At 72.5% G+C, this 22,384-nt stretch carries 24 protein-coding genes; 15 read left to right on the top strand and 9 right to left on the bottom strand.

Annotated elements, in window-relative coordinates; translation table 11 throughout:
- The first annotated feature begins 107 nt into the window (after positions 1-107).
- The 4 genes from WMF45_RS48990 (at position 108) to WMF45_RS48975 (ending at position 2,692) form a co-directional block, all read left to right on the top strand.
- Positions 108-1,067 carry a GlxA family transcriptional regulator gene (locus tag WMF45_RS48990; RefSeq protein ID WP_437714085.1) on the top strand — a complete coding sequence of 320 codons (960 nt, stop codon included), beginning with the start codon at positions 108-110 and terminating at the stop codon, positions 1,065-1,067.
- Positions 1,068-1,341: 274 nt separating this feature from the next.
- Positions 1,342-2,058 (top strand): DJ-1/PfpI family protein, encoded by a 717-nt coding sequence (locus WMF45_RS48985; RefSeq protein ID WP_437714083.1) that lies wholly within the window; start codon positions 1,342-1,344, stop codon positions 2,056-2,058.
- 143 nt (positions 2,059-2,201) lie between these two features.
- Positions 2,202-2,381, top strand: a complete 180-nt coding sequence (locus WMF45_RS48980; RefSeq protein ID WP_437714082.1) for a hypothetical protein — start codon at positions 2,202-2,204, stop codon at positions 2,379-2,381.
- On the top strand, positions 2,378-2,692 hold the full coding sequence (locus tag WMF45_RS48975) for a DUF3817 domain-containing protein (RefSeq protein ID WP_437714080.1): 315 nt from the start codon (positions 2,378-2,380) through the stop codon (positions 2,690-2,692). The genes WMF45_RS48980 and WMF45_RS48975 overlap by 4 nt, the downstream gene beginning before the upstream one ends.
- Positions 2,693-2,716: 24 nt before the next feature.
- Here the strand turns inward: WMF45_RS48975 and WMF45_RS48970 are convergent, their stop codons facing one another.
- Complete coding sequence (locus WMF45_RS48970) at positions 2,717-3,313, bottom strand: Crp/Fnr family transcriptional regulator (protein WP_437714078.1); 597 nt, start codon at positions 3,311-3,313, stop codon at positions 2,717-2,719.
- A 100-nt stretch (positions 3,314-3,413) separates the two neighbouring features.
- Between WMF45_RS48970 and WMF45_RS48965 the strand changes: the two genes are divergently transcribed.
- Positions 3,414-4,226, top strand: a complete 813-nt coding sequence (locus WMF45_RS48965) for a glycerophosphodiester phosphodiesterase family protein (RefSeq protein ID WP_437714076.1) — start codon at positions 3,414-3,416, stop codon at positions 4,224-4,226.
- A 193-nt stretch (positions 4,227-4,419) separates the two neighbouring features.
- Positions 4,420-6,333 (top strand): hybrid sensor histidine kinase/response regulator, encoded by a 1,914-nt coding sequence (locus WMF45_RS48960; protein ID WP_437714074.1) that lies wholly within the window; start codon positions 4,420-4,422, stop codon positions 6,331-6,333.
- A 135-nt stretch (positions 6,334-6,468) separates the two neighbouring features.
- Here WMF45_RS48960 and WMF45_RS48955 read toward each other — a convergent pair whose 3' ends face one another.
- Positions 6,469-7,182 carry a glutathione S-transferase family protein gene (locus tag WMF45_RS48955; protein WP_437714072.1) on the bottom strand — a complete coding sequence of 238 codons (714 nt, stop codon included), beginning with the start codon at positions 7,180-7,182 and terminating at the stop codon, positions 6,469-6,471.
- A gap of 250 nt (positions 7,183-7,432) precedes the next feature.
- On the opposite strand from WMF45_RS48955, the gene WMF45_RS48950 reads away from it, so the two are divergent.
- Complete coding sequence (locus tag WMF45_RS48950; protein WP_437714070.1) at positions 7,433-8,809, top strand: hypothetical protein; 1,377 nt, start codon at positions 7,433-7,435, stop codon at positions 8,807-8,809.
- 10 nt (positions 8,810-8,819) lie between these two features.
- Positions 8,820-10,130, top strand: coding sequence for a hypothetical protein (locus WMF45_RS48945; protein WP_437714069.1), 1,311 nt, complete (start codon positions 8,820-8,822; stop codon positions 10,128-10,130).
- Positions 10,131-10,158: 28 nt separating this feature from the next.
- Here the strand turns inward: WMF45_RS48945 and WMF45_RS48940 are convergent, their stop codons facing one another.
- Positions 10,159-11,061 carry a PfkB family carbohydrate kinase gene (locus WMF45_RS48940; protein WP_437714067.1) on the bottom strand — a complete coding sequence of 301 codons (903 nt, stop codon included), beginning with the start codon at positions 11,059-11,061 and terminating at the stop codon, positions 10,159-10,161.
- Positions 11,062-11,324: 263 nt separating this feature from the next.
- On the opposite strand from WMF45_RS48940, the gene WMF45_RS48935 reads away from it, so the two are divergent.
- Positions 11,325-11,786 (top strand): CoA-binding protein, encoded by a 462-nt coding sequence (locus WMF45_RS48935; protein WP_437714066.1) that lies wholly within the window; start codon positions 11,325-11,327, stop codon positions 11,784-11,786.
- A 27-nt stretch (positions 11,787-11,813) separates the two neighbouring features.
- Positions 11,814-12,437 (top strand): DUF4389 domain-containing protein, encoded by a 624-nt coding sequence (locus WMF45_RS48930; RefSeq protein WP_437714064.1) that lies wholly within the window; start codon positions 11,814-11,816, stop codon positions 12,435-12,437.
- A 61-nt stretch (positions 12,438-12,498) separates the two neighbouring features.
- Here the strand turns inward: WMF45_RS48930 and WMF45_RS48925 are convergent, their stop codons facing one another.
- A complete protein-coding gene (locus tag WMF45_RS48925) occupies positions 12,499-13,062 on the bottom strand; it encodes a hypothetical protein (RefSeq protein WP_437714062.1) in 564 nt (187 codons plus the stop codon).
- Positions 13,063-13,281: 219 nt separating this feature from the next.
- Here WMF45_RS48925 and WMF45_RS48920 point away from each other — a divergent pair, with 219 nt between their 5' ends.
- A complete protein-coding gene (locus WMF45_RS48920; RefSeq protein ID WP_437714061.1) occupies positions 13,282-13,941 on the top strand; it encodes a siderophore-interacting protein in 660 nt (219 codons plus the stop codon).
- A 91-nt stretch (positions 13,942-14,032) separates the two neighbouring features.
- Positions 14,033-14,527 carry a hypothetical protein gene (locus WMF45_RS48915; RefSeq protein WP_437714059.1) on the top strand — a complete coding sequence of 165 codons (495 nt, stop codon included), beginning with the start codon at positions 14,033-14,035 and terminating at the stop codon, positions 14,525-14,527.
- Between the two features lie 27 nt (positions 14,528-14,554).
- Here WMF45_RS48915 and WMF45_RS48910 read toward each other — a convergent pair whose 3' ends face one another.
- Positions 14,555-16,198, bottom strand: coding sequence for a 5'-nucleotidase C-terminal domain-containing protein (locus WMF45_RS48910; protein WP_437714057.1), 1,644 nt, complete (start codon positions 16,196-16,198; stop codon positions 14,555-14,557).
- 40 nt (positions 16,199-16,238) lie between these two features.
- The gene (locus WMF45_RS48905) at positions 16,239-17,132 is read right to left on the bottom strand and encodes a LysR family transcriptional regulator (RefSeq protein ID WP_437714056.1); all 894 of its coding nucleotides are present in this window, start codon (positions 17,130-17,132) and stop codon (positions 16,239-16,241) included.
- A 65-nt stretch (positions 17,133-17,197) separates the two neighbouring features.
- Between WMF45_RS48905 and WMF45_RS48900 the strand changes: the two genes are divergently transcribed.
- The gene (locus WMF45_RS48900) at positions 17,198-18,142 is read left to right on the top strand and encodes an MBL fold metallo-hydrolase (protein WP_437714055.1); all 945 of its coding nucleotides are present in this window, start codon (positions 17,198-17,200) and stop codon (positions 18,140-18,142) included.
- 27 nt (positions 18,143-18,169) lie between these two features.
- Here the strand turns inward: WMF45_RS48900 and WMF45_RS48895 are convergent, their stop codons facing one another.
- Positions 18,170-19,033: a LysR family transcriptional regulator gene (locus WMF45_RS48895; RefSeq protein ID WP_437714053.1), complete on the bottom strand. Its 864-nt coding sequence runs from the start codon at positions 19,031-19,033 to the stop codon at positions 18,170-18,172.
- An 83-nt stretch (positions 19,034-19,116) separates the two neighbouring features.
- Between WMF45_RS48895 and WMF45_RS48890 the strand changes: the two genes are divergently transcribed.
- Positions 19,117-19,905 (top strand): hypothetical protein, encoded by a 789-nt coding sequence (locus WMF45_RS48890; protein WP_437714051.1) that lies wholly within the window; start codon positions 19,117-19,119, stop codon positions 19,903-19,905.
- The gene (locus WMF45_RS48885) at positions 19,892-20,698 is read left to right on the top strand and encodes a hypothetical protein (protein ID WP_437714050.1); all 807 of its coding nucleotides are present in this window, start codon (positions 19,892-19,894) and stop codon (positions 20,696-20,698) included. The genes WMF45_RS48890 and WMF45_RS48885 overlap by 14 nt, the downstream gene beginning before the upstream one ends.
- 150 nt (positions 20,699-20,848) lie before the next feature.
- On the opposite strand, the gene WMF45_RS48880 is transcribed toward WMF45_RS48885, so the two are convergent.
- Both WMF45_RS48880 and WMF45_RS48875 read right to left on the bottom strand, forming a co-directional pair.
- Positions 20,849-21,451: a hypothetical protein gene (locus WMF45_RS48880; protein WP_437714048.1), complete on the bottom strand. Its 603-nt coding sequence runs from the start codon at positions 21,449-21,451 to the stop codon at positions 20,849-20,851.
- 32 nt (positions 21,452-21,483) lie between these two features.
- Positions 21,484-22,128, bottom strand: a complete 645-nt coding sequence (locus WMF45_RS48875) for a glutathione S-transferase N-terminal domain-containing protein (RefSeq protein ID WP_437714046.1) — start codon at positions 22,126-22,128, stop codon at positions 21,484-21,486.
- Positions 22,129-22,384: the final 256 nt, after the last annotated feature.

Here is a 22,384-nt window from a genome sequence, read left to right as displayed (position 1 = left end):
GCCACCGGCCCGACAGCTACCGTCGTCGCGTGAGGCGGCCCCCTGCATCGAAATCCGCTCCCTCTGCCGCGCCGCGCGCGCATCGCCATGGACCGACGCGCAGGGTCGTGGCCGTGGCCTACGACGGCGCGAGCGCCATCGACGTGGTGGGACCCACCGACGTATTCGCCCTGGCCTCGGACATCGCGAGAGCGAAGGTGCCCGGCGCTCCCCCCGCCTATGCCGTCGAGATCGCCGCCGTGAACGGCGGCGTGATCCGGACGCTGTCGGGGGTGCAGATCGTCGCGCACAAGGCGCTCGCGGATCTGGCGCCCGGCATCGATACGGTGCTTGTCGCCGGGGGCGAGACCCGTGAAGCGACGCGGGATACCCGGCTGCTCGCCTGGCTCCGCGCGGCGACGCCCGAGGTGCGGCGCATGGGCGCCGTCTGCACGGGCGCCTTCCTCCTCGCCGCCGCGGGGCTGCTCGCGGGGCGCCGCGCCGCCACCCACTGGCATTCCGCGGCAGCGCTCGCGCGCGAGTTTCCCGGCGTCGAGGTCGACCCCGACGCCATCTTCGTGCGCTCCGGGAAGATCTACACGTCGGCGGGCATGACAGCGGGCATCGACCTCGCGCTCTCGATGGTGGAGGAGGATCTCGGATACGACATGGCGCTCCAGGTGGCGCGGGGGCTCGTTGTGTTCCTCAAGCGCCCCGGTGGACAGTCCCAGTTCAGCCGCCCGCTCCTCGCGCAGACGGTCGCCACGGGCCCGCTGCAGGGCGTGATCGACTGGGTGCTCCGGCACCTCGACGCCGACCTGCGCGTCGAGGCGCTGGCGAACAGGGCCGGGATGAGCCCGCGCAACTTCGCGCGGACGTTCACCCGGGCCATGCGGATGACCCCCGCGAAATTCGTCGAGGCGGCCCGCCTGGAGCAGGCGCGCTCCTGCCTCGAGGGGGGCCGAGCCTCGATGAAGCAGCTGGCGCGCGACTGCGGCTTCGGCACGGACGAGCGGATGCGGCGCGCGTTCCAGCGCACCCTGCAGGTCACGCCGGAGGACTACCGGAGGCGCTTCGGTCGAGCGTGAGCGGACGCCGGGCGCCCGGCCGAGCGCTGTCGACGCTCGCCGGATCCTTCGCGCACGGCTGCACGCGACGGGGTGCGCGGGTGCCTTGCGCCCGCGTGTCCTGAAAGCAGGGGACGATGTCCTTTCGGCCCCCGCCGGCGTGGCTCACAGTCGGGTCAACGAAGCGCGTTCAGCCGCGCTCGTGAGCGCCAGGCGCGGGGCGGCGTCGAGACGAAGCTCCGCCATCAGGGCAATCATCCGAGAATGAAGAGACGAAAGGGTTCAGGGACGAACGATGACCGACGCCTATGACATCAAGCTGCCAGATCCTCAGCCGCCGCTCCAGGTCGGCATGGTGCTCTACCCGGGCCTCACGGCGCTGGATCTGATCGGCCCTCAAAGCGTGCTGACCGCTCACGCGACGACCTATCTGCTCTGGAAGACGCGCGACCTGGTCATGTCTGACTCGGGGGTTCCTATCCAGCCGACGGCGACCTTCAGCGACTGTCCGGACGACCTGGACATCCTGTTCGTGCCGGGCGGTATGGGCACCCCCGACGCCATGGTGGATCAGGAGGTCCTTCGCTTCCTGAGGGATCGGGGCGCCCGCTCCAGGTACGTGACGTCCGTGTGCACGGGGTCGCTCATCCTGGCGGCGGCGGGTTTGCTACAAGGATACAAGGCCACGACACACTGGTCCACGCGCCACATCCTGGAGGCGTTCGGCGTGGAGTGTGTCCGGGCGCGCGTCGTGGTCGATCGCAACCGGATCTCGGGCGGCGGGGTGACCGCAGGCATCGATTTCGGGCTGACGCTGCTGGCGCTGCTGCGCGGAGACGACGCCGCGAAGCTGACGCAGCTCATGCTGGAATACGACCCCGCCCCGCCCTTCAACGCCGGGACGCCCGAAGCTGCGGGCCCCGAGCTGACGCAGCGCCTAGTGAGCGTCCTCGATCCGTACGATCAGCAGATGCGGAAGATCGCCGCCGAGAGGAGCAGCAGAGCGAGCTGAAGCGCCGGACGCGCGGACGCGCGGACGCCAACAGCCGCAGCATCATGCCAGCATCTGTCGCCGCATCCCTCGTCGATCGGGAGCGCGCCGTCCACGCCGCGGCCTCCCCGGGGCTGGTCGTCACGTGGATCGCGGGATACCTCTTGACCGCGCTGCTGCAACTCCCCATGACGGAGCTCTGGATCGCCGCGGCGATCACCCCGCCGCTGGTTTCGCGGCTCGCCCCTCGTCCACGGGGCGCGTTCGTAATGACCTTTACCCTTCCCTTCGTGGTGCTGCTGATGATGGTCTTTCGCCCCACCTGGTCCGGTGTCGAACGATGAGCGCGCTCCGCGCCCTGCGCCTCGTCGGCTTCCTGGAAGGGCTGTCCTTCCTGGTCCTCCTCGGCGTCGCGATGCCGCTCAAGTACTTCTTTGAGCTGCCGATCGCCGTGCGGATCGTCGGCAGCGCCCACGGGCTCCTCTTCCTCCTGTTCGTCGGCGCGCTGATCCGCGTGGCCAGCGAGCGCGACTGGCCGCATCGCCGCTCCCTCGCGGCGCTCGTCGCGTCGCTCGTCCCCTTCGGGACGTTCGTGCTGGATCGCGCCCTGAAGCGCGAGATCGAGGGCGACACGCAGGCCGCCGGCGATGGCTGACGCCGGCGCGCCGCGTCCACGTCGTCACGCGCGCCGGCGCTGCGCGCGCCGCGCGCGGATGCGGCTCAGGGACACGGGCGTGATGCCCAGGTACGACGCGATCTGGTACTGCGGGACGCGCTCGGCGAGCGCGGGACTGCGCGCCAGCAGCGTCTCGTAGCGCTGCTCGGCGCTGAGCGTGAGCAGCTCCGCGGCGCGCTGCTCGCGCTCGACGAAGAGGGCCTCGGCGACGCGCCGCCCCAGCGTGTTCCAGCTCGGGTGCCGGTCGTAGAGGCGCTCGAAGGCCTCGAATTCGACGACGAGCACGCTCGAGCCCTCGAGCGCCTGCACGCTGAGCTGCGACGCGCACTTGCCGAGCAAGGCGGCATACGCGCCAACGAGCTCGCCCTCCATGGCGAAGCCGCGCGTCACGTCGCGTCCCCGCGGGGTGACGTAGAACTTTCGAACCAGGCCGCTCAGCACCAGGCCGAAGTCGCGCGGGCGCTCCCCGGCGCGGGTCATGAGCTCGCCGCGATCGAGGCGCACGCGCCGCGTCAGGCCCAGAAAATAGCGGATCTCCTCCTCGGGGACGCGCGCGTAGCCGGCCAGGAGCTCGCGGACCGCTGCGAAGGAGCCCTCCACGGGCGACGGACGTATCAGCGCGAGGCCAGCCCGACAAGCATCGGGGCGATCTTATCCGAAGTGAATGCGCGCCGCGGGCGGCGGGCATTACGGTGCGCGCATGTCGAGCCGCCGCCACCCGCTGCTCTCGGAGGGATTCAGGATCATCGCGTACCGCGGCGGCGCCGCCGAGCAGCCCGAGAACACCCTCGAGGCGTTCCAGCACGCCGCGTCGCTCGCGAGCGACGTCGTGATCGAGCTCGACGTTCAGCGGACGGCCGACGGCGTGCTCGTCGCGCACCACGACGAGGACACCTGGCGCACGACGGGCGCGCGCGGGCGCGTCGCCGAGATGCCGTATCCGGAGCTCGCCCGGCTCGACGCGGGCTTCGCGTTCGAGGCGGGCGGGCGGCACCCGCAGCGCGGGCGCGGCGTGCGCATCCCCACCGTCGACGACGCGCTCGCCAGCTTCCCGCGGCACCCGTTCGTGCTCGACGTCCACGCGACGCACCCGCAGATCGCGGCGGACGTGGCGGCGCTGGTCGCGCGCCATGACGCGGCGTCACGCGTGGTGATCGCGAGCGAGGCGCCGCGCGTGGTGGGCGCGATCCGGAGCGCGCGGCCAGGCTGGCTGTTCGCCGGCACGTCGCGCGAGGTGCTGCTGCGCGTCCTCCTGGAGCGCGCGCGGCTCGACGCGCTCGCGCCGCGCACCGGCGGCGTCTTGATGATCCCGGAGCGCCACGGCGCTCTGCAGGTGCTGAGTCGGCGTGGGCTGCGGCAGGCGCACGCGCGCGGAGAACGGGTGTGGGTCTGGGTCGTGGAGCGCGTGGAGGACCTGGCGCGCCTGCGCGACCTCGGGGTGGACGGCGTCTTCACGCCGCGCCCCGCCGCGTTCGTCGCGGCGCGCGCCGCTCTCGCGGATCGCCCGCGCTGAGCGCGACGTGCCGTGTCGAGGCTCTCAAGCGACCGCGTGAGTCTGGACTGGCCAGGACTTGCTGAATTTGCGAGGCGGTTGCATTCGAGTCGCTCCGGCACGCTCGCCTGCTCTCGCAGCCGCTCGTCCGCCTCGAGGGCGCGACGCGCCGACAGCGCCGATCGCGCCGGTGCGCTATAGGGTGTCGTCGCGGATGAAGCAGCAGCAAGAGCAGCTGTGGCTCGTCGACTTCGTCGGAGGGCTCCCCGTCCTCGTGCTGAGCCCGGCTGGTGTCGCGATCCACGAGAACCCGGCGTACCGAGCGCGGTTCGGCCCCCGCGCCGACGAGCGCAGCGAGATCGCGTCCGCGCTGCGGGGCGGGCACGCCTCGGCGCTTCGCGCGGCGCTCGACGGCGTCTCGCGCGCCGTGCCGCTCGGCTCGATCCGCGGCGCGCCGTTCACCGGGCACTATTTCCCGATCCGCGATGCTTCAGGCGCCGTGGCGTTCGTCGGGATCCTGTTCGTCGAGGAGCGCGCCGCTCCGGTGCCGGCCGCTCCAGCGCTGATCTCGGAGACCCACGACATCCCGGAGGTCGAGCGCAGCCTTCGCCGCATCCTCGACATGATGCCGCAGCTCGTCTGGTCGGCGCGGCCCGACGGGTATCACGATTTCTACAACCGCCGCTGGTACGACTATACAGGCGAGACGCCCGACGCCACGCGCGGCGCCGGCTGGAACGACCAGCTGCACCCCGACGATCAGCAACGCGCCTGGGAGCGGTGGGTTCGCTCCGTCGAGACGGGGGAAGACTACGAGATCGAGTACCGCTTCCGGCGCGCCGACGGCGCATACCGCTGGTTCCTGGGCCGCGCGCTGCCGATGCGCGACGACGCAGGGCGCATCCTCCGCTGGTTCGGCACCTGCACCGACGTCGACGATCAGAAGCGCCTCGAGCAGCAGCGGGCCGAGGTCCTGGCGCAGGCCGAGGAGACCAGCCGGCTGAAGGACGAGTTCCTCGCGATCGTCTCGCACGAGCTCCGCACGCCCCTGACCGCGATCCTCGGGTGGGCGCGCATGCAGCGCTCGCGGCCCGAGCTCGCGCCCAAGGCGATGGCGGTCATCGAACGCAACGCCGAGGCGCAGGCCAGGCTCATCGAGGAGATCCTCGAGAGCTCGCGCATCGTGACCGGGAAGATCCGCCTCTACCCCAGGAACGCGAGCGTGAACGAGCTCGTCCGCACCGCGGTCGACGCCATCCGGCCGGCCGCTGACGCGAAGGCCATCGGCCTGGAAGTCAGGCTCGATCCCGGTGTCGGGGACATCGTCTGCGATCCCGATCGCTTCCAGCAGGTGGTCACGAATCTGCTGGTCAACGCGGTGAAGTTCACGCCGGGCGGCGGGCAGGTCGGACTCCAGACATCGCTCTGCCCGGGCGGCGTCGAGGTGACGGTGACGGATACCGGGAAAGGCATTTCGGCCGCCTTTCTCCCGCACGTGTTCGAGCGGTTCCGCCAGGCGGAGGCGGCCACCACACGGCAGCACGGCGGACTCGGTCTCGGGCTGGCGATCGTCAAATACCTCGTCGAGATCCATGGCGGCACCATCCACGCGCGGAGCGACGGCGAGGGGAAAGGGGCGTCCTTCAGCGTGCGCTTGCCGGTGCGGGCCGTGGCCGTGGCGCAGAGCGAGGGCTCCGAGGTCTCATCCGAGATCGAGCACCCCTCGGCCGGGACGATCCCCCGGCTCGACGGGCTGCGCGTGCTCGTCGTCGACGACGAGCCGGACGCCCGGGAGCTCGTCACCATGGTGCTGCGCGAGGCGGGCGCCCAGGCGGACGAGACCGGCTCGGCCTCGGCCGCGCTGGAGATGATGAGCCGCGCTCGGCCCGACGTGCTCGTCAGCGACATCGCCATGCCGCAGCAGGACGGCTACGCCCTCCTTCGCGAGCTCCGATCCCGCGCTCCGGACCTCGGTGGCGCCGTGCCGGCGCTGGCGCTCACCGCCTTCGCCCGGCGCGAGGACATCGTTCAGGCCCGGGACGCCGGGTTCCAGCTCCACCTCGCCAAGCCGGTCCAGCCGGGCGAGCTCGTGGCGGCGGTGTATCGGCTCGCGCGCAAAGGCGCCTGATACGCACCAGTCGTCGAAGCGGGGAGAATTTCACAGGGAGGCGGGGAGACGGGGAGTATTTTGAAGATTTCCCTCCCCGTCTCCCTGTGAATTGTCCGCTGAAAAAGGGCTGCAAATGAGCGGGTTCCTCGGAGGTCAGGCGGGAGGGGTCCAGTCGGCATAGTAGCGCTGCCGCATGCGCTCACAGTAGGCAACCAGGTTGGGCTGGGCCTCGGCGTGACGCTTCAGCGGGGAATCGACGGGGAAGCGGAGCACGCTGGCGAGGAGGGCGTACACGGTCGCGTCCACCGAGCTCGGCTCGGTCCCGAGCATGAAGGGCTGGTCGCCGAGCAGGGTGGCGATGGCGTCGAGGTCGGCCTTGCCCTGGGCATAGATCTCCTCGCGGCTGTGGCGCCCCGTGCCCTGCGCGCGGAGCATGCCGGTCATCCTTTTGCGCAGGAGCTCGACGATCACGCCGCCGACGACGGGCGGCATGAGCGGAAGGAAGATGGGGCGGTAGGCGGCCCACCCCTCGGGCTCGCTCCAGCGGACGAACACCACCATCCAGTAGAACGCCTCTTCGAGCATGCGCCGGATCACATGGCCTCGAGCGCGCGCCTCCGCGGTGAGGTTGGCGTCGAGCTTGTCGCCGTGGGCGCGCTCCAGCTGCTCGATGATGAGCTGCGAGTCGCCCACGGTACAGCCGTCGATGTCGGCATAGGGGACCTTGCCCTTTGGCGCGCGGAGCGGGTCGGCGGAGCGCACCTCATAGGGGAGGCCGGCCATGCGCAGCCAGGTCTCGAGCTTGAGGCAGAAGGGGCTGATGTTCGGGACGCCCCACGCGGCGGGGGCCTGATAGAGGGTGATCATCTCGGCGCTCCTCGTTGAAGTTCCAGCACGTCATCTCATCTCCACGAGGAGCGGCGCGGCGTCCACGTGGACGGATAAGGGACGGAATCCCTCGCTCGTCCCCCGCAAGAAACCGGCGCCGGACCGCGGCCGCACGACACCTGTCCGCCTCCGCGGCGGACACCTGTCCGGACGCGGACACGCGCCCTCGCGCGCCGCCCGCCGATTGCGGCCAATCCTTTCGGGCACGCTCGCTGCTTGGGCGCTCCGCATGCGTCTTCTCATCCACTTCGTTTTGCCCTCCGCCACGGCGCTCCTCCTCGGCTGTTCCCCCGAGGCGGCGCCGGGCGCGAGCACACCGACATTCCACAGGGACATCGAGCCGCTGCTCCAGAAGAGCTGCCTCGGCTGCCACGCGCAGGGCGGCACCGCGCCGGTGAGCCTGGCCTCGTACGAGAACGCGAAGGCGCTCGCGCCGGTCATCGCCGACGAGACCGAGGCGCGGCGGATGCCGCCGTGGGGCGCCCTGCCGACCGACGAGTGCGCGCCCCCTCGCCCGTTCCGGGGGGACCTGCACCTCTCCCTCGACGAGATCGCCCTGCTCCGCGCCTGGAGCGACGCCGGCGCGCCCAAGGGCGATCCCGCGGACGCCCCGGCCCCCTATACGCCCGTCGCGGCAGGCCTGTCGCGCACGGACCTCGAGCTCTCGCCAAGGGCCCCCTTCGCCGCGGCGGAGGGCTCCGACAGCTTCCGCTGCTTCGTCCTCGATCCGGGGCTCACGGAGCAGGCGTGGGTCCAGGGCTACGACGTGCTGCCGGGCAACCGCGCCGTCGTGCACCACGCGCTGCTCTTCATCGACGCGAACCGCGAGAGCGAGGCGCTCGGCGGCGAGAGCGGCAGCTACGAGTGCTTCGGCGACGCGCGCCTCTCCGAGACGGCGCTGCTCGGCGCCTGGGCGCCCGGCACGCAGGCGTTCGAGCTGCCGCCGGACATCGGCATCTCGGTGCCAGCGAACGCGCTGCTCGTGATGCAGGTCCACTACCACCCGAAGCCCGGCGAGGCGCCCTCGCCCGACGCGACCCGGGTCGCGCTCCGCCTCGCGGACGAGAAGCCGAGCCGCGCGCTCTCGAACCTCGCGCTCGGCAACGCCGAGGCGCCGTTCCGGGACGGCAACGGGCTTTTGCCCGGGCCGGGCGACCGCGGGAGCGTCGAGTTCCGGATCCCGGCCGGCGCCCGGGGGCACGTGGAGCGGATGCGGTACGTCATCGACTTCCCGATCCCCGAGATCTCGATCTACGGCGCCGGCGTCCACATGCACCGGGCCGGCGTCGACCTCAAGGTCGACCAGATCCGCGCCGATCCACGGGACGACGAGGCCGACCGCCAGTGCCTCGTCCAGACGCCGGCGTGGGACTACAACTGGCAGCGGCTCTACAGCTACGACGCGCCGATCGACGAGCTGCCAACGCTGCGGTCGGGCGACACGATCGAGCTGCGCTGCACGTACGACAACACAACGGAGAACCCGGCGCTCGCGGCGCAGCTCATCGAGGAGCGCCTGCCCGCGCCGCAGGACATCGCCCTCGGCGAGACGACGCTCGACGAGATGTGCGTGGCGTTCCTGCCTGTCGTCCACCCGAACCTTTGAGGAGACGCCGATGCCTTCGAACCCCTGTCCTGCACTGTTCGGTCTCGGCGCGCTCCTGCTCGCCGCCTGCTCTTCACCGCCGAGCGCCGCGCCGCCCGGGCCCACGACGCCGCGCGAGGACCTCTGCCCGGAAGGCTTCGCCGATTGCGACGGCGACAGCGACAACGGCTGCGAGGCCGCCCTGCTGACGAGCGTCGAGAGCTGCGGCGCGTGCGACGCGCGCTGCGCGGGCGGCGACGGCGCGACCGCGCTCTGCGCGGCGGGCGCCTGCACCCTCGCGTGCGACGCCGGGCGGGCCGACTGCGACGGCGACGGCCGCAACGGCTGCGAGGCCCTCGTCGCGGAGGACCCGCGCCATTGCGGCGCCTGCGGCGTGACCTGCGCCGACGCTTGCTGGAACGGCACCTGCGACGCCGCCGTGCTCGCAGGCGAGCTCCGGCTGCCCACGTTCCTCAGGATGGACGCGACCGGGCTCTACTGGACGAACCAGGGCTCGGGCGACGCGCCGGACGGGAGCGTCATGCGGCTCGATCCAGGCGGCGGGACGCCGGTGGCGCTCGCGCCGGAGCAGGAGCTCCCGGGCCCGCTCGCGCTCGACGAGGCCGCTGTGTACTTCGCGCACGCCCGCGGCCTCGCGGCCGTCCCGAAGGCCGGCGGCGAGGTGACCGAGCTCGCGCCCGACACCCGCGGCGTCACGGCGCTCGCAGTCGACAAGGGCGCGCTCTACTGGGTCGAGGCGGGGACGCCGCCGGCGTTCGAGGACGGCGGGCTGTTCACGCTGCCGCTCGGCGCGGAGCCCGGCGCGGCGAAGGTGATGCTCGCGGCCATCCCGGGCGCCGCCAGCGGGGTGGCGCTCGACGCCGGCCACGTCTACGTGACCGCGCGGGGCACCGGCGCGGCCGACGGCGCGATCTACCGGGTGGCGCGCGACGCGGCGCCGCCGAGCGCGCCGGAGAGGCTGCACGAGGCGCTGGTCGCCCCCCGCGCGCTCCAGGCGCGCGGCGGCGCGCTGTGGCTCATCGAGGGGCGCGGGATCGCCACGTTCTCGCCCGGGGGCCCGCTCCGCAGGGTCGTCCCGGATCTGCCGCAGATCCCCGCGCAGCTCGCGTTCGACGACGCGCGCGTCTTCTGGACGACAGCGCGGGAGGCCGACGGCCAGGTGCAGAGCGCGCGGCTCGACGGGAGCGATCTCGCGACGCACGCGCGCAACCTGAGCTACCCGTGGGGCATCGCCGTGGACGGGACCAACGTCTACTTCAGCCTCGCGTGGAACGGCGGGCCCGCGACGGGGGCGCTCGTGCGCGGGCCGAAGGGCCCGTGACCGCGCTCTCCGCCGGGGGAGCCCGGCCTCAGCGCCGGCCGACCCTCGCGCTCGCCGCGGCGTGACCGCGCTGGATCGCGCGGGCCCAGAGGTCGGGGCGCTCCGGGCCGTGGTCGCCGGCGCGGGCGATCTCGGCGCAGATCGCGGCGGTGAACGCGTCGCCCGCGCCGGCCGCGCGGGTCTCGGCCACGACGGGCGGGGCGAGCGCGATCTCGCCGAAGGGGCCGGCGGCGCGGGCTGCGCCGGCGCCCTGGGTGAGGACCAGGGTCGCGCTCGGCCGCATGGCGGCGCGCACCTGGGCGTCGTCGAGCCCGAGCCCGGCGAGGTCCGCCGCGCTGCACCGCACCACGTCGGCCTCGCGGAGCAGGGCGTGGAGCACGCGCGGATCGCGCCCGGCCCAGAGGCGCCACCGCGCGTTGAGGTCGACGACGACGACGGTGCCCGTGCGGCGCGCGGCCCGCGCGGCCCGGCAGAGCGCGGCGATCGGCGCGAGCGCCGGAGAGATCCCCGAGAGCAGCAGCACCGGCGCCGCCCACCCCTCGGGCACCGAGAGGGGCAGATCGTCCTCTGCGCGGTGGGCGACCATGTGCCGCGCCCCGCCGGTGTCCTCCAGCAGGATGAGCCCCTGGCGGGTCGGGATCAGCGCCACACCCGCGACGTCGACGCCGGCCGCCGCGACCCTCGCCAGGAGCGCCCGACCCGGGGCGTCGTCGCCGAGCGCGGCCGCGAGCCCGACGCGCAGCCCGCTCCGCGCGAGCGCGACAGCGGCGTTCACCGCCCCGCCGCCAGGACGGAACCGCAGCGAGGCACCGCCCGGAGGCGCGAGATCCCAGAGGGCCTCGCCGGCGCAGATGACGTCCAGGGTCGATCCCCGCGACGGCGCGACCCGCGCCGCCGTAACCCGCCCAGCGCTCGCAAACATCGATGCCATGGGGATCCCCATCTTACACCACGGGGATCGCAGCAGCGCGCCGTAACTTGATCGTCCCCACAGACGTCGAGCTGTTCCTGCTGCACTCGTGGACCTTCGGCCCAGCACGACCTGCACCGCAGGCGCACGTGTTGCGCCGCAGAGGACAGGCGTTCCGGCCTGCGCCGCGCCTGCGCCGGCCGGCACGAGCCATGCAATCGTCGAGCATCGTCGATCGTGACGAGCGCACGAGCGGAGCGCGGGAGGCCCCAATGCGGAACAGGATGGAAGACGTCAATGAATTCCTCTCCCACCGGCGGGTGGCCCTGGTGGGCGCATCGCATGACGACAAGGACTTCAGCCGGATGGTGATGCGGGAGCTCATCGATCGGGGTTACGACGTCGTTCCGGTGAACCCGGGGGGCGGCGTGATCGAAGGCCGCGTCGCGTACGCCGAGGTCGGCGAGATCGATCCCCCGGTCGAGGGGGCGATCGTGATGACCCCGCCCCAGGTCACCGAGCAGATCGTGCGGGCGTGCGCCGCTGCCGGCATCCAGCGCGTGTGGCTGCACCGGGGGGTCGGTCAGGGTGCAGTGAGCGCGCCTGCCGTGCAGGCCTGTCAAGAGCTCGGGATCCGCGTGGTCGCGGGCGAGTGCCCGCTGATGTTCCTCCCGAACGCGGGCTTCGTCCACCGGCTCCACCGGTTCACCAACAAGATCGCGGGGAGTTACCCGGCGCGCGCGTGAAGCGCCATGAACCTGGGAGATCTCGAGATGACCTCGTATCCTGTCACCTTCACCGTCACGCGCCCCTGGAAGCTCGATCGCGTCCAGCTCCTCGCGCGTGTCCTCCTGCTCGCGGCGCTCTCGATTGCCGGCGTCACGGTGGGGTTCGTCATGATGCTTGTCTATCTGGCCCTGCCCGCCGTGGCGGCCGCGCTTGTGGCCCAGAAGGGCTCGGCCCGGTTCCTGGCCGAGGACGGCCCGAGGCTGACGCGCGCGCTCGTGTGGCTACAGGCCGCGTTCGCTTATCTCTTCCTGCTCACCGACAGGCTCCCGCTCGATCGCCCCGCCGAGACCGCGCGCCTCGACGTCGATCCGACCGGCGCGCCGACAGCGAAGGACGCGCTCCTGCGGCTCTTGACGAGCCTCCCCTCGGCCATCGTCCTCGCGCTGCTCTTCTGCGTCGCCTATCTGGCGTGGCTCGTCTCGGCGGTCGCGGTCCTCTTCACCGAGCGCGTCCCGACGGCCATCTACGATTTCCAGTGCGGCGTGCTCCGGTGGCAGGCGCGGCTCCTCGCCTATCATGCGTCGCTGGTCGACCAGTACCCGCCGTTCGCGTTCGATCCGGGTCCCGTGGACGGCACCCCGCGCGATCACGCGGGCACGTTCGCCTGAAGCGTCCTCTCGGCGCCGAGGAAGGAGCCCGTTCGCTGGTCCTCGCCGCCGGAGGGAGCCGTCACAGGTCGACGACGCAGGCGACGCTCGTGGTCGTGTCCGCGCCGTGCTCCGTGACCTCGATCTGGATCTTCGAGGTTGCCTCGTCCACTCCGGCGCCGAAGCGAGCCGTGAAGTCCAGCTCGTACCAGGTCTCGAGCGTGATCGGATCGGACACCTTCCACGCGAGTTGCTCGAAGCCGCTGATCGACGTGTGATCGAAGACGAAGATCGTCTTGTCGGGAGCGGTGTGCGAGACGGTGAGGGAGGGGCTCGTGAACTCGTAGGCGCCAACCTCGCCGAGCTCGAGGCTGCAGGCCTCGCCCGAAGGTGTGGTCCCCTCGTAGGTTCCGACCAGGCAGGCGCTCGCGCTGGGATCGCTCGTCAGGGAGATGTCGGGACAGGCGGCGAGGCGCTCTTCGAGCGCCGAGAGGCTCGGGCCCGAGCCGCCCGGACCCGAGCTCGAGTCGCCCGACCCGTCGTCGTCGCCTCCGCAGGCCACCACCAGGCCGAGGGTGAGCACGGGAACGAAAGCCAGGTAAGAGCGTCGTCGAGCGGGGTTCATGCCACGGGAGGATGAGGTCATCGGACAGAGGTTAGTGGAGACGCCAGCGCTCGCCCAGCGCTGTCCGATCTGACAGGGGGCTCCGCGTCGACCTCACCGCGCGTCACGACGCGCCCGCCGCTGCGTGACCGCGCTGGAGCGCGCGGGCCCAGAGGACTGTGCAGGGCTTTCGCCCTCCGGTCCTCCGGCCTTTGCGCTTCTTCATGCACCGGCACAGTCGCCCTGACTACGCTGACCCGCATGGCATCCGGAAAAGGTCGCTTGCTCGGGCTCCTCGGCGGGCTGGTGCTGACCGAGGCGAAGGTGCGGGCCGTGGACACGCCCCACCCGCTCTACCGGCACGTGGTGCTCGAGGGCGAGGGGCTGCGCACGAGCAGCTGGCAGCCCGGCGACAAGATCCAGGTGCTCCTCCCCTCGAACGACGTGCGGACGTACACCCCGATCGACTGGGCGGGGGGTCGGACCACGCTGCTCCTCCACGCGCACGGGAGCGCGCCGGGCGCGCGGTGGACGGAGGCCGTCCGCCCGGGCGACGTCGTGCGGTTCGTCGGCCCGCAACGCTCCCTCCGTCTGGGAGGCGTGGGCCTCCTGACCGGCGACGAGACCTCGCTCGGCGTGGCGGCCTCGGCGCGCCGCCTCGGCGCCCACGCCGTCCTCCGGGTGACGAACGTCCCCGCGGCGGAGGCGGCGGCGCGATCGCTCGACGTCTCGGTGGACCTCGCGGGGTCCGACGAGGAGGCCGCCGCCTTGCTCCGCGAGCGCGCGGCGGGCGTCGCCGCGGCGGTGGCCTGCGGCGGCGGCGCGTGGGTCCAGCGGGCCCGGGAGGTGCTCCGGGCGGCCGGGGTGCGGGAGGTCCGCGCCAAGGCCTACTGGATCGCGGGGAAGACCGGGATCGACTGACCTCGCTGCACACCGGCGAGCGCTGGAAGGGTGGTTTGTTGGCCCTCCTCGCGCGTCCTGATAGCCCCTCCGCTCGAGGTGGTCGGGATCGATGATGCAGATCGGACGCTGGGCGCTCGCCGTCGCGCTACTCACGCTCTCTGCTGACGCGCGTCCGGACCCGCGGAGCGGCGTCGCCGAGGCGCCGCGCGCCCGCGCCGGCGTCACGCTCGCCGAGGCGCGGAGCCGCGTGCATCCCGCCGCCACGCGGCTCGGTGACGTGGTCCCTCTCCTGCGGCAGGACGCGTCCGCCGAGATCTCGGCGATCGACTGGAGCCCGCTCCGGCTCACCCGCCGCTACGGGGTCGCCGCCACCGTGGTGCGCCTGGACACGAAGCGCACCGGGGAGCGAACCCTGACGGCGGCCTGCGTGGTGTCGGCGGCGGTGCGCGAGCTCGACACGGGCAACATCCTCTTCGTGGTCGAGGGCCGCGCGCGGGTCGAGGACAGCGCGGCGGCCGGCGAGCGCGCCCAGCGCGACGCCCTCCGGGCCGCCATCCAGAGCGCCGTGCGCGCGGTGCCGGACGGCCTGCGCCGCTCGCGGTGAGCTGATCCGCGTAGAAAAGGAGACCCCTCAGGGGTCGGATCGACCGCGCTCCCCCGCGGGCGGCGACGAGGACAGCGCGTCGACCTCGCCGCGCGTCACGCGCTTGTCGCCGTCGCGGTCGAGCGCCTTCATCATCTCGCCGACGACCACCTCGGACGGCGTCTCGGAGGTCGCCCTCGAGACGGCGGCCCTCAGCTCCTCGGTCGAGACGCGGCCGTCCCCGTCGGCGTCGATCGCCTCGAAGGCCCCGAGCTGGCGGACGAGATCCGCGGCGAACGACTCGACGAGGACGAGCTTCGGATCGCGCCCGCTGTCCGCCGGCGGCACCTTCTCCGGGTGCTCCTGGGCGAAGCGGACAAGCGGCGCGATGTCATCCATGCCGCCGAGGAGCCCGCGCGGGAGGGCGATCCGGTACTCGCGCTCGTCGACAAGCGGGAGGCCGTCGATCGCGCTCAGGACGCCTCGCGCGTCCGTCGCCATCCGATCGTCGATCTGGAGGTAACCGCCGTGCTGGGCGGGGGCGCGCGACCGCGACGCGGCGACGGCCTCGCGGACGACGCGGCCAGGCAGGAGGGTCACGACCACCTCGTTGCTGAAGGGCACCTCGGCCTTGAGATCCCCGTAGGTGAGGCGCTCCCGGTACGCGCGGCCGCCGCGGATGCCGCCGCCGTTGAAGAGGCACCCCTCCGCCCCGAAGGCGTCGCGGATCCGCGAGCAGAGCAGCGCGCCGAGCGACGTCTGCTGGACCCGCGTCCCGACGGACGAGAGCTCGTACCCCGGCGGGAGCCGGAGGAGGGTCGCCGCGTCGAGGTCCCGCACGATCTGCATGTGGCGGTCGACGCGCGCGCGCATCGCCGGATCCTCGGGATAGGCGCCGGCCTCCTCGATCCGGACGGTGACAGCGGGCAGGTCGGGCGCCCCGGCGGGCGGCGCCATGGCCGGCCACACGAGGTCGATGATGGCGGCGCTCTCCGCGTCCGTGCCGGCCTTCACGACCCAGCAGCCGTCCACGTCGTCGAGGATCACCTCGTGCTCGTGGCCGCCGAGGATCACGGGAAAGCGCGGATCGCGCTGCGCCCGCGCGAGCTCGAGGTCCTGGTCGCGGCTCTGGTGCGTGATCGGGATCACGCACGCGCACCCCTCGTCGCGGAGGAGCCGGCGGGTCCAGCGGAGGGCCGCCTCGTTCGCCGGCTCGATGTCGATCCCCCCGAACGCATCCCGCCGGTACAGGCCCTTCACGTGCACGAGCAGGCCGAGGAGGCCGATCCGGACAGCGCGCCCGCCGGGGGTCGAGACGTCGAGGATCTCGTGCGTCGGCAGCGCCGGGGCGAACGAGGGCATGTTGGTGTTGAGCCACGTGCCCCGGAACTCCTGCACCCGCGCCCTGAGCTCCGGCAGCTCGACGTCGGCCTCGTGGTTGCCGAAGATGGTGTGGGTGACCGGCAGCGCGTTCATGCAGTCGACCATGCCCCTGCCGTGATCGAGGCTCGACAGCAGGCTCGGCGCGAGGAAGTCGCCGGCCATCACCACAAGGAAGCGATCGGCGGGCGCGGCGGCGTGGCGCCGCACGAGGGTCACGAGGCGCGGGAGGTTGTCGAGCAAGTACACGTCGTTCACGCAGACGATCCGCAGAGAGGGGCCTCTGGGCAGGGCGTGTGCGGCGGCGGTCATCGCCATCCAGGATAGCCCAGCCCGCGGGCGCGCGACGCCGTCAGCGCCGAGCGCCCCTCGCCTTGGGCGGGCGCCACGCGCGCAGGCTCTCCGCGAGCGGCTCGAGCACCGCGCGCACGCGCGGAATGGCGCGGGCGCTGCGCGGGCAGAGCAGGACGAGCGAGCGTCGCGCGGGCGGCAGGTCCACCTTCAGCTCGACGAGCGGCGGGTGCCTGCGGAAGTGCGGGTGCTCGCGCGCGAGCATCATCGCGCCGAGCCCCAGCTCGCACGCGCGGATCTGAACGAGGTAGTCGTCGGACGCGAACGACGGGCGCCACCCCGGGATCAGGCGGCCGAGCGCGCTGTTCGGGGAGAGGTCGTCGAGCGGCGGCGCCCAGCCGATCCACGCGAGCTCCGCGGGATCGGCCTTGCCCGCCGCCCGCGCCGCGTACTGCTCCGACGCGAAGGCGCGCAGCTCGATGTCGACCGAGGCGACGCTCTCCTCGCCGGCAGGGACGCCCAGCCGCAGCGCCAGATCCGCCTCCCGCCTCGTCAGGTCGAGCGGGCGCACCGTGGACACGACGTGCAGCTCGATCGCCGGCGCGCGCCGCGAGAAGGCCGCCGCGAAGGGGACGAGGAAGCCGTGCGCGATGCCGGGGGGCGCCGTGACCCGGACCACGCCCGTGGGCGCGTGCCGCCGCTCCGCCGCGCGGGTCAGCTCGGCGGCCCAGTCGGCCATCCGCTGCGCGGGCTCGACAAGGCCGGCCCCGTACGCCGTCAGCGCCGTGCCGGCCACGCCGCGGTCGAAGAGCGGCTCGCCGAGGAGCGCCTCCAGCTCCGCCAGCCGCCGGCTCACCGTGGGCTGGGTCATCTGCAGCTTGCGCGCGGCGGCGCTCAGGCTGCCTGCCTCCGCCACCGCGAGGAACAGCCGCGCATCGTCCCACGAGATATCCATTTTCGTATGAGTACATGCGACTTCCGCCAGTTACCCATTCATTTTTCGGAGAGCACACTGGCGGCATGTCAAGACACACCTTCCGCTTCGTATCCCGCGCTCTCCTCGCCTCCGCGCTCCTGCTCGGCGCGTGCGCCGAGCCGCTCCCGCCGCCGAAGGACCCGCCCGCGTCGACGCACGGCGCGGCGAGGGCCACGCTCGGCACGCCGATCCGGCTGCAGGTGATGGAGGCGCTCCTCGACGAGGCGGGCCCCATCACCGTCGAGACCGTCGTCAGCGCGCGGTGGGAGACCAGCCGCGCCGGGCTCATCAACCTGGCCCACGAGCGCGCCGCCGGCCTGACCGACGGCCTCGAGCCGGTCGACATCACCTTTCACGCGCTCGCGCACCCGGCGCGGGGCCTGTACCTCATCGACACGGGCGCGTCGCAGGCGCTCGCGGCGAGCGACCATCCCCTCCGCACCGGCCCTGTCGGACAGGCGCTCGACTTCGGCGCCTTGCGGGTGGAGGCCAGCCTCGGCGCCTTTCGCGGCGAGCGGGCGCTGGCCGGCGTGCTCCTCACGCACCTGCACATCGACCACGTGCTCGGCCTGCCCGACGTCGCGCGCGACGTCCCGATCTTCGTCGGCCCCGGCGAGTCCACGTTCGAAAGCCCGTTCCATGCGCTCACCCAGTCCACCGTGGACCAGCTCCTCGAGGGCCGCGCGCCCCTCGAGGAGTGGGCCTTCGGCGGCGAGGGCGTGATCGACGTGCTCGGCGACGCCTCGCTCTTCGCGCTCTCGGCGCCGGGGCACACGCCGGGCTCGGTCGCCTACGTCGCGCGGACGCCCGAGGGCCCGGTGCTCTTCACCGGCGATGTGTGCCACACGGCCTGGGGCTGGCGGAACGACGTCGAGCCCGGGAATTTCTCGTCCGACCCCGCCGGGAGCGCCGAGAGCCTCGCCTTCCTCCGCGCCCTCGCCGCCCGTCACCCGTCGATGCAGGTGCGCCTCGGGCACCAGTCGCTGTGAGCGCCGACGACCCTTCCGGGCGGGCGCTCATCCGTCGGAGGTGAGCTCCTTCTGGAGGTGGCGCTCCAGCCGCTCCAGCACCTGGCGCGCCACGCGCCGGAGCCGCCGGGGGTAGACGACGACGAGGGGAGGGCTCGGCAGCGGGAGCCTTGGCAGGAGCCGGATCAGGCGCCCCTCCTGGACCCGGCGCGCGACAAGCCAGCGCGGGAGCACGCTCACGCCGAGCCCTGCCTCCACGGCCCTGAGGTTCGTCTCGATGTCGTCGGTCGTGAGCCTGACGGTGAGCCCCATCTTCTCGAGATCGCGCACCCCGCCGCTCGCCACGACCCGCACCGCGGCGAGCTCCGACATGGATGTCGGCGCCGGCTTGCCCGCGAACAGGCCGGCGCTGCCGACGAGCCACTGGGGCGAGGTCCCCAGCGTGCGCTCGATGAACGACGGCTCGCTGCGGACGCCGACGCGGAGCGCGAAATCGAACGCGCCTGCCACGAGGTCGACCCGCTGATCGGTGAGCGCGGCGTCCACGACGAGCCCCGGCGATTCATGCATGATCCGCACGAGCTCGGGCAAGAGGAGGCGGCGGCCGAGCGCCCCGGGCGCCGAGAGCTTCACGCGGCCCGCGAGGTCTCCGAAGCCGGAGGCGGCGCGGAGCTCGGCGTCCTCGAGCGCGCGCACGTGCTCCTCGATCTGCTCGTAGTACGCGCGCCCCTCCAGGGTGAGCGCGACGCGCCGGGTGGTGCGCTCGAACAGCCGGAGACCGAGGCGCGACTCCAGATCGGCGATCCCGCGGCTCGCGGCCGATTGCGTCATGGAGAGCTCGCGCGCCGCCCGCGAGAAGCTGCCGCTGTCCGCCACCTTGCAGAACACGCGCAGCGCGAGGAACCGATCCATGGCTCAATTTATTCTGAATTGAACTAACTGTAAGCCGTATTCTATCGCTACCGGCATGAGCGGGCGCTGGCCATCCTGCGTGCATGCTCGTACGCCACACGTTCGATGGGCCGAGGCGGGGCCGTCTGCTCCGCCTCCTCGCGTTCTTGAGCGCGCTGCTGCCGCCTCTGGGCGCCCGCGCAGCCGAGGCCACGGGGGCATCCCCTCCGCCGGAGGTCGCGCCCCGCGGCGCCGATTCAGCGGGCCAGGGGCCCGCAGAGGCTCGCCTCATCCTTGGATCACGCCTCGTGGGCAGGGACACGGGCGGCGGCCTGGAGCTCGACGGCCGCGTGCGCCTCGCGGGCGGGGCGCAGCTCGGAGCCGCTGCCTCCTTCTGGGCCCTCGAGCGAGCGTACATGGGAGGGCAAACGGTGACAGGCGCGAGCGGCGCCTCGGGCGCTGCGGTCTTGCTGATGCCGCTCGTGACGCACGGCCCGCTCGAGCTCGATCTGCGCCTCAAGACGGGGTTCCTGGCGCTCCGGGATGTCGGAGGAGGCGACGGGGAAGGAGGCGACGCGCCCGCGTCGGCGCTCCGACACGTCGACGAGTTATCGATGGTCGCGCACGTCGCGCTCGGCGAGGCGTGGCTGCTCCGCGCCGGGGCCACCGTCGGCTTCGAGCTGGAGCTCGATCCGACCACGGAGCTGGCCGACCTGGCGCAGGTCCTGACGGCGGGCGCCGGCTACGCCGTGTCCGAGCACGTTCTCCTCACCCTCGACGCCGGCGCGGGAGGCAGCTTTGGATTCAACGGCGACAACGGCAAGTTCCTGCTCGAGGGCTCCTTCGGAGCGCGCTTCGCTTTCGGACAAGGAGGCTCCCGTGTCGCTCACTGACCGCCGCGGCCGCGGCCTTCACCTCATGACGCTCGCGTCGAGCGCGTGCCTCGCGCTCCTGCTCGGGGCCGCGCGGGCCGACGCGCAGGCCCCGGACGCCGGGTCCGGGGCCGTCGAGCGCGCCGGCGTGGGCGCCTTCGATGCCGGGCCGCCCGGGGCCGCGGACGCGCGGGGCGCGCGCCGGCCCGCGCCGGACGTCCCGGTAGGCGGCTTCGTCGACCTCGAGTGGCGCGTGATGGGCCTGGGAGGACACGTGTCGCACGGGCCGGCGTTCGCCGCCGGCGTGACCTTCGCCAACGGCCTGGTGCGCCTCGGTCTGGGTGGGCTCGGGCGGCCAGGGCCCATGAATCCGGCCACCTTCGACGTCACGCTGCCCGGAGGGCAGACCTACAAGGGGCAACGCACGCTCGAGCTCAAGTCCGACGGATCCATGCTGGGCGCGCACGTCGGGCTCTCGTTCCGGCTGCCCTTCGCGGAAGCGCTGGCGGTCCAGATCCCGATCACGGTCGGCTACGGCGGGTTCGGCTTCTACTTGCAGGGGAACGATCGCAAGACGCCCGACGGACGCCGCGTGAGCGCGTGGGAGGACGAGCTCTTCGCGGGCAAGGACTCCTCCCTCGGCCTGGTCGTCGATACGGGGCTGCGCCTCGGGTACCAGCCGGACGACGCGCCGTGGTTCAGGCCCTACGTGGGCGCGAGCTTCACGGCGGTCCCCGGCTTCGACACGGTGGTGCGAGACGATTACCTCGGGTTCAGCGGAGTCCTCGGCGTGGAGATCGGCCACGGCATCTGAGCGGGCGCCTTCGCCGGTATCTTCTGCTGATCTACGCGGCCCCGATGCGCGAGCGCGCTCGATGGACGCGCTTCTCGGGTATTCCGTTGGAACCCGACCCGACGCCCATTTTCTGTGCGACAGGCCGGCTCGCCAGGCTCCTTCGGGAGCTCAGAAGCTCCGCACCGGCTCCGCGAGCCAGCGCACCAGCGCCTCGCTCTCGAGATCGAGCAACGCATCCTCGACCTCGCCCGGACCGCTCGCGCGGGCTCGCTCGAGGATCGAGCGCTCTTCTTCCGCCGTCGGCCGTCGGCCGATCCGCCGCGCGAAGAGGCGACCGAGCAGCTCCGAGATCGCCTTCTCCTCCCCGCGCTGCTCGCCTCGTTGCTCGCCTCGTTGCTCGCCTCGTTCCTCCCCTCGTCGCTCGGCCTCGATGATCAGCTCCCCGATGATCGGTGTGCGCCGGAGCAGCCCCTCTTCCTTGTCCTCCACCATGTCGACGAGCTCCTTCATCAGATTATGCCCCCAGGGATCGATGGCCGCCATCACCAGCAGCGCCGTGTACAGCTCGGCCCGCTCCGCAGCCGTCGCCGCCCCGGCGTGGATCTCCGCGACGACGTCCTGCAGCGCCGCCGCGGTCGCGTTCCGTGCGAGGGGGGTGAACACCAGCCAGAGCACGCTGCCGCGCGCCCGGAGCTCGCCGATCGTGTGCTGGTAGACGGCATCGATCCGGGAGGGTGCGAGATGGATCAGCGCAGGTCGCCAGCTGCCCAACGTCGTTGCGGTCTGCCGCAGGCGGGCTGCGCTCAGGGGTCGAACCGGTAGGTGGTCTCGATGGCGGATGCCCGCGCCGCGAACTCTCGACAGAAGCCGTTCAGCGCCGGATAGGGCTCGGTCGGCAGGACGCGCCGGAACTCCAGATGGGTGACGAGGCAGAACAGCGCGACCTCGAGATAGCTCAGATCCCGGTCCGACGGGAGCGCGGCGAGCGCGTGACCCGCGTTGTCCTCCAGCCATGACATGGTGTTCATGAGGCTCTTTCGCTGCTTGGCCTCGTGCGCGCTGCCGTCGCCGGCCCCGGCTGCGCCGGCCATGATCAGCGCGACCTCCGTCGCCATCGCATGAACGACGAGCTCCTGGGCGTTCGCGAGGAGGGGTTGGTCGAGGTCCTCCGGCCATACCGTGCGCACCGCGCGCTTCGACTGCCGCGACAGCTCGCGGCAGATGTTGAGCGCGCCGAACCACACGCCGCGGGATGTCCGGAGAGCCGGCATCTTGAGCGCGGGGTTGCCCCCGTAGTCCGCCGGGTTGGACGACATGAGGTCCCGCACGACCTCGAGCGAATGGTCGACCCCCATCTCCACGGCGAAGATCCGCGTGACACGCGTGAAGTGCGAGCTGGAACGGCCGACGATGACGGGCTTGACGAGCTCTCCTAGAGCATCTGACATGCTTGCTCCTCCGATCCGGGAACCATTCAGCGTCGACGCGGGTCCGACGCGTGGATCGCCTCGAGCCCCGAGCCGGCCCCGTCGTGCGGCTCCCACGCATCGTGGAGCGGTAGCATAGCTGGCGTCCGACCCGCGCCGTCAAGCATCCCAGCATGCGCACGATCACGGCCAGGCGTGCGGACACCAGGCGATACGTCACGGTGACCACGTCGACTACCACCCGCACGGCGGGCACTGCGACCATCACGGCGACGTA

This window comes from Sorangium sp. So ce448 (assembly GCF_051520915.1).
GTDB lineage: Bacteria > Myxococcota_A > Polyangia > Polyangiales > Polyangiaceae > Sorangium > Sorangium cellulosum_B.
The sequence above is the reverse complement of the archived record's forward strand: the minus strand, read 5'-3'. Positions and strand labels throughout refer to the sequence as shown.

Coding starts and splice junctions, on each gene's coding strand:
- WMF45_RS48985 (WP_437714083.1), top strand. CDS start 1,342: ATGACCGACGCCTATGACATCAAGCTGCCAGATCCTCAGCCGCCGCTC.
- WMF45_RS48975 (WP_437714080.1), top strand. CDS start 2,378: ATGAGCGCGCTCCGCGCCCTGCGCCTCGTCGGCTTCCTGGAAGGGCTG.
- WMF45_RS48965 (WP_437714076.1), top strand. CDS start 3,414: ATGTCGAGCCGCCGCCACCCGCTGCTCTCGGAGGGATTCAGGATCATC.
- WMF45_RS48960 (WP_437714074.1), top strand. CDS start 4,420: ATGAAGCAGCAGCAAGAGCAGCTGTGGCTCGTCGACTTCGTCGGAGGG.
- WMF45_RS48955 (WP_437714072.1), bottom strand. CDS start 7,182: ATGATCACCCTCTATCAGGCCCCCGCCGCGTGGGGCGTCCCGAACATC.
- WMF45_RS48950 (WP_437714070.1), top strand. CDS start 7,433: ATGCGTCTTCTCATCCACTTCGTTTTGCCCTCCGCCACGGCGCTCCTC.
- WMF45_RS48945 (WP_437714069.1), top strand. CDS start 8,820: ATGCCTTCGAACCCCTGTCCTGCACTGTTCGGTCTCGGCGCGCTCCTG.
- WMF45_RS48940 (WP_437714067.1), bottom strand. CDS start 11,061: ATGGCATCGATGTTTGCGAGCGCTGGGCGGGTTACGGCGGCGCGGGTC.
- WMF45_RS48935 (WP_437714066.1), top strand. CDS start 11,325: ATGGAAGACGTCAATGAATTCCTCTCCCACCGGCGGGTGGCCCTGGTG.
- WMF45_RS48930 (WP_437714064.1), top strand. CDS start 11,814: ATGACCTCGTATCCTGTCACCTTCACCGTCACGCGCCCCTGGAAGCTC.
- WMF45_RS48925 (WP_437714062.1), bottom strand. CDS start 13,062: ATGACCTCATCCTCCCGTGGCATGAACCCCGCTCGACGACGCTCTTAC.
- WMF45_RS48920 (WP_437714061.1), top strand. CDS start 13,282: ATGGCATCCGGAAAAGGTCGCTTGCTCGGGCTCCTCGGCGGGCTGGTG.
- WMF45_RS48915 (WP_437714059.1), top strand. CDS start 14,033: ATGATGCAGATCGGACGCTGGGCGCTCGCCGTCGCGCTACTCACGCTC.
- WMF45_RS48910 (WP_437714057.1), bottom strand. CDS start 16,198: ATGACCGCCGCCGCACACGCCCTGCCCAGAGGCCCCTCTCTGCGGATC.
- WMF45_RS48905 (WP_437714056.1), bottom strand. CDS start 17,132: ATGGATATCTCGTGGGACGATGCGCGGCTGTTCCTCGCGGTGGCGGAG.
- WMF45_RS48900 (WP_437714055.1), top strand. CDS start 17,198: ATGTCAAGACACACCTTCCGCTTCGTATCCCGCGCTCTCCTCGCCTCC.
- WMF45_RS48895 (WP_437714053.1), bottom strand. CDS start 19,033: ATGGATCGGTTCCTCGCGCTGCGCGTGTTCTGCAAGGTGGCGGACAGC.
- WMF45_RS48890 (WP_437714051.1), top strand. CDS start 19,117: ATGCTCGTACGCCACACGTTCGATGGGCCGAGGCGGGGCCGTCTGCTC.
- WMF45_RS48875 (WP_437714046.1), bottom strand. CDS start 22,128: ATGTCAGATGCTCTAGGAGAGCTCGTCAAGCCCGTCATCGTCGGCCGT.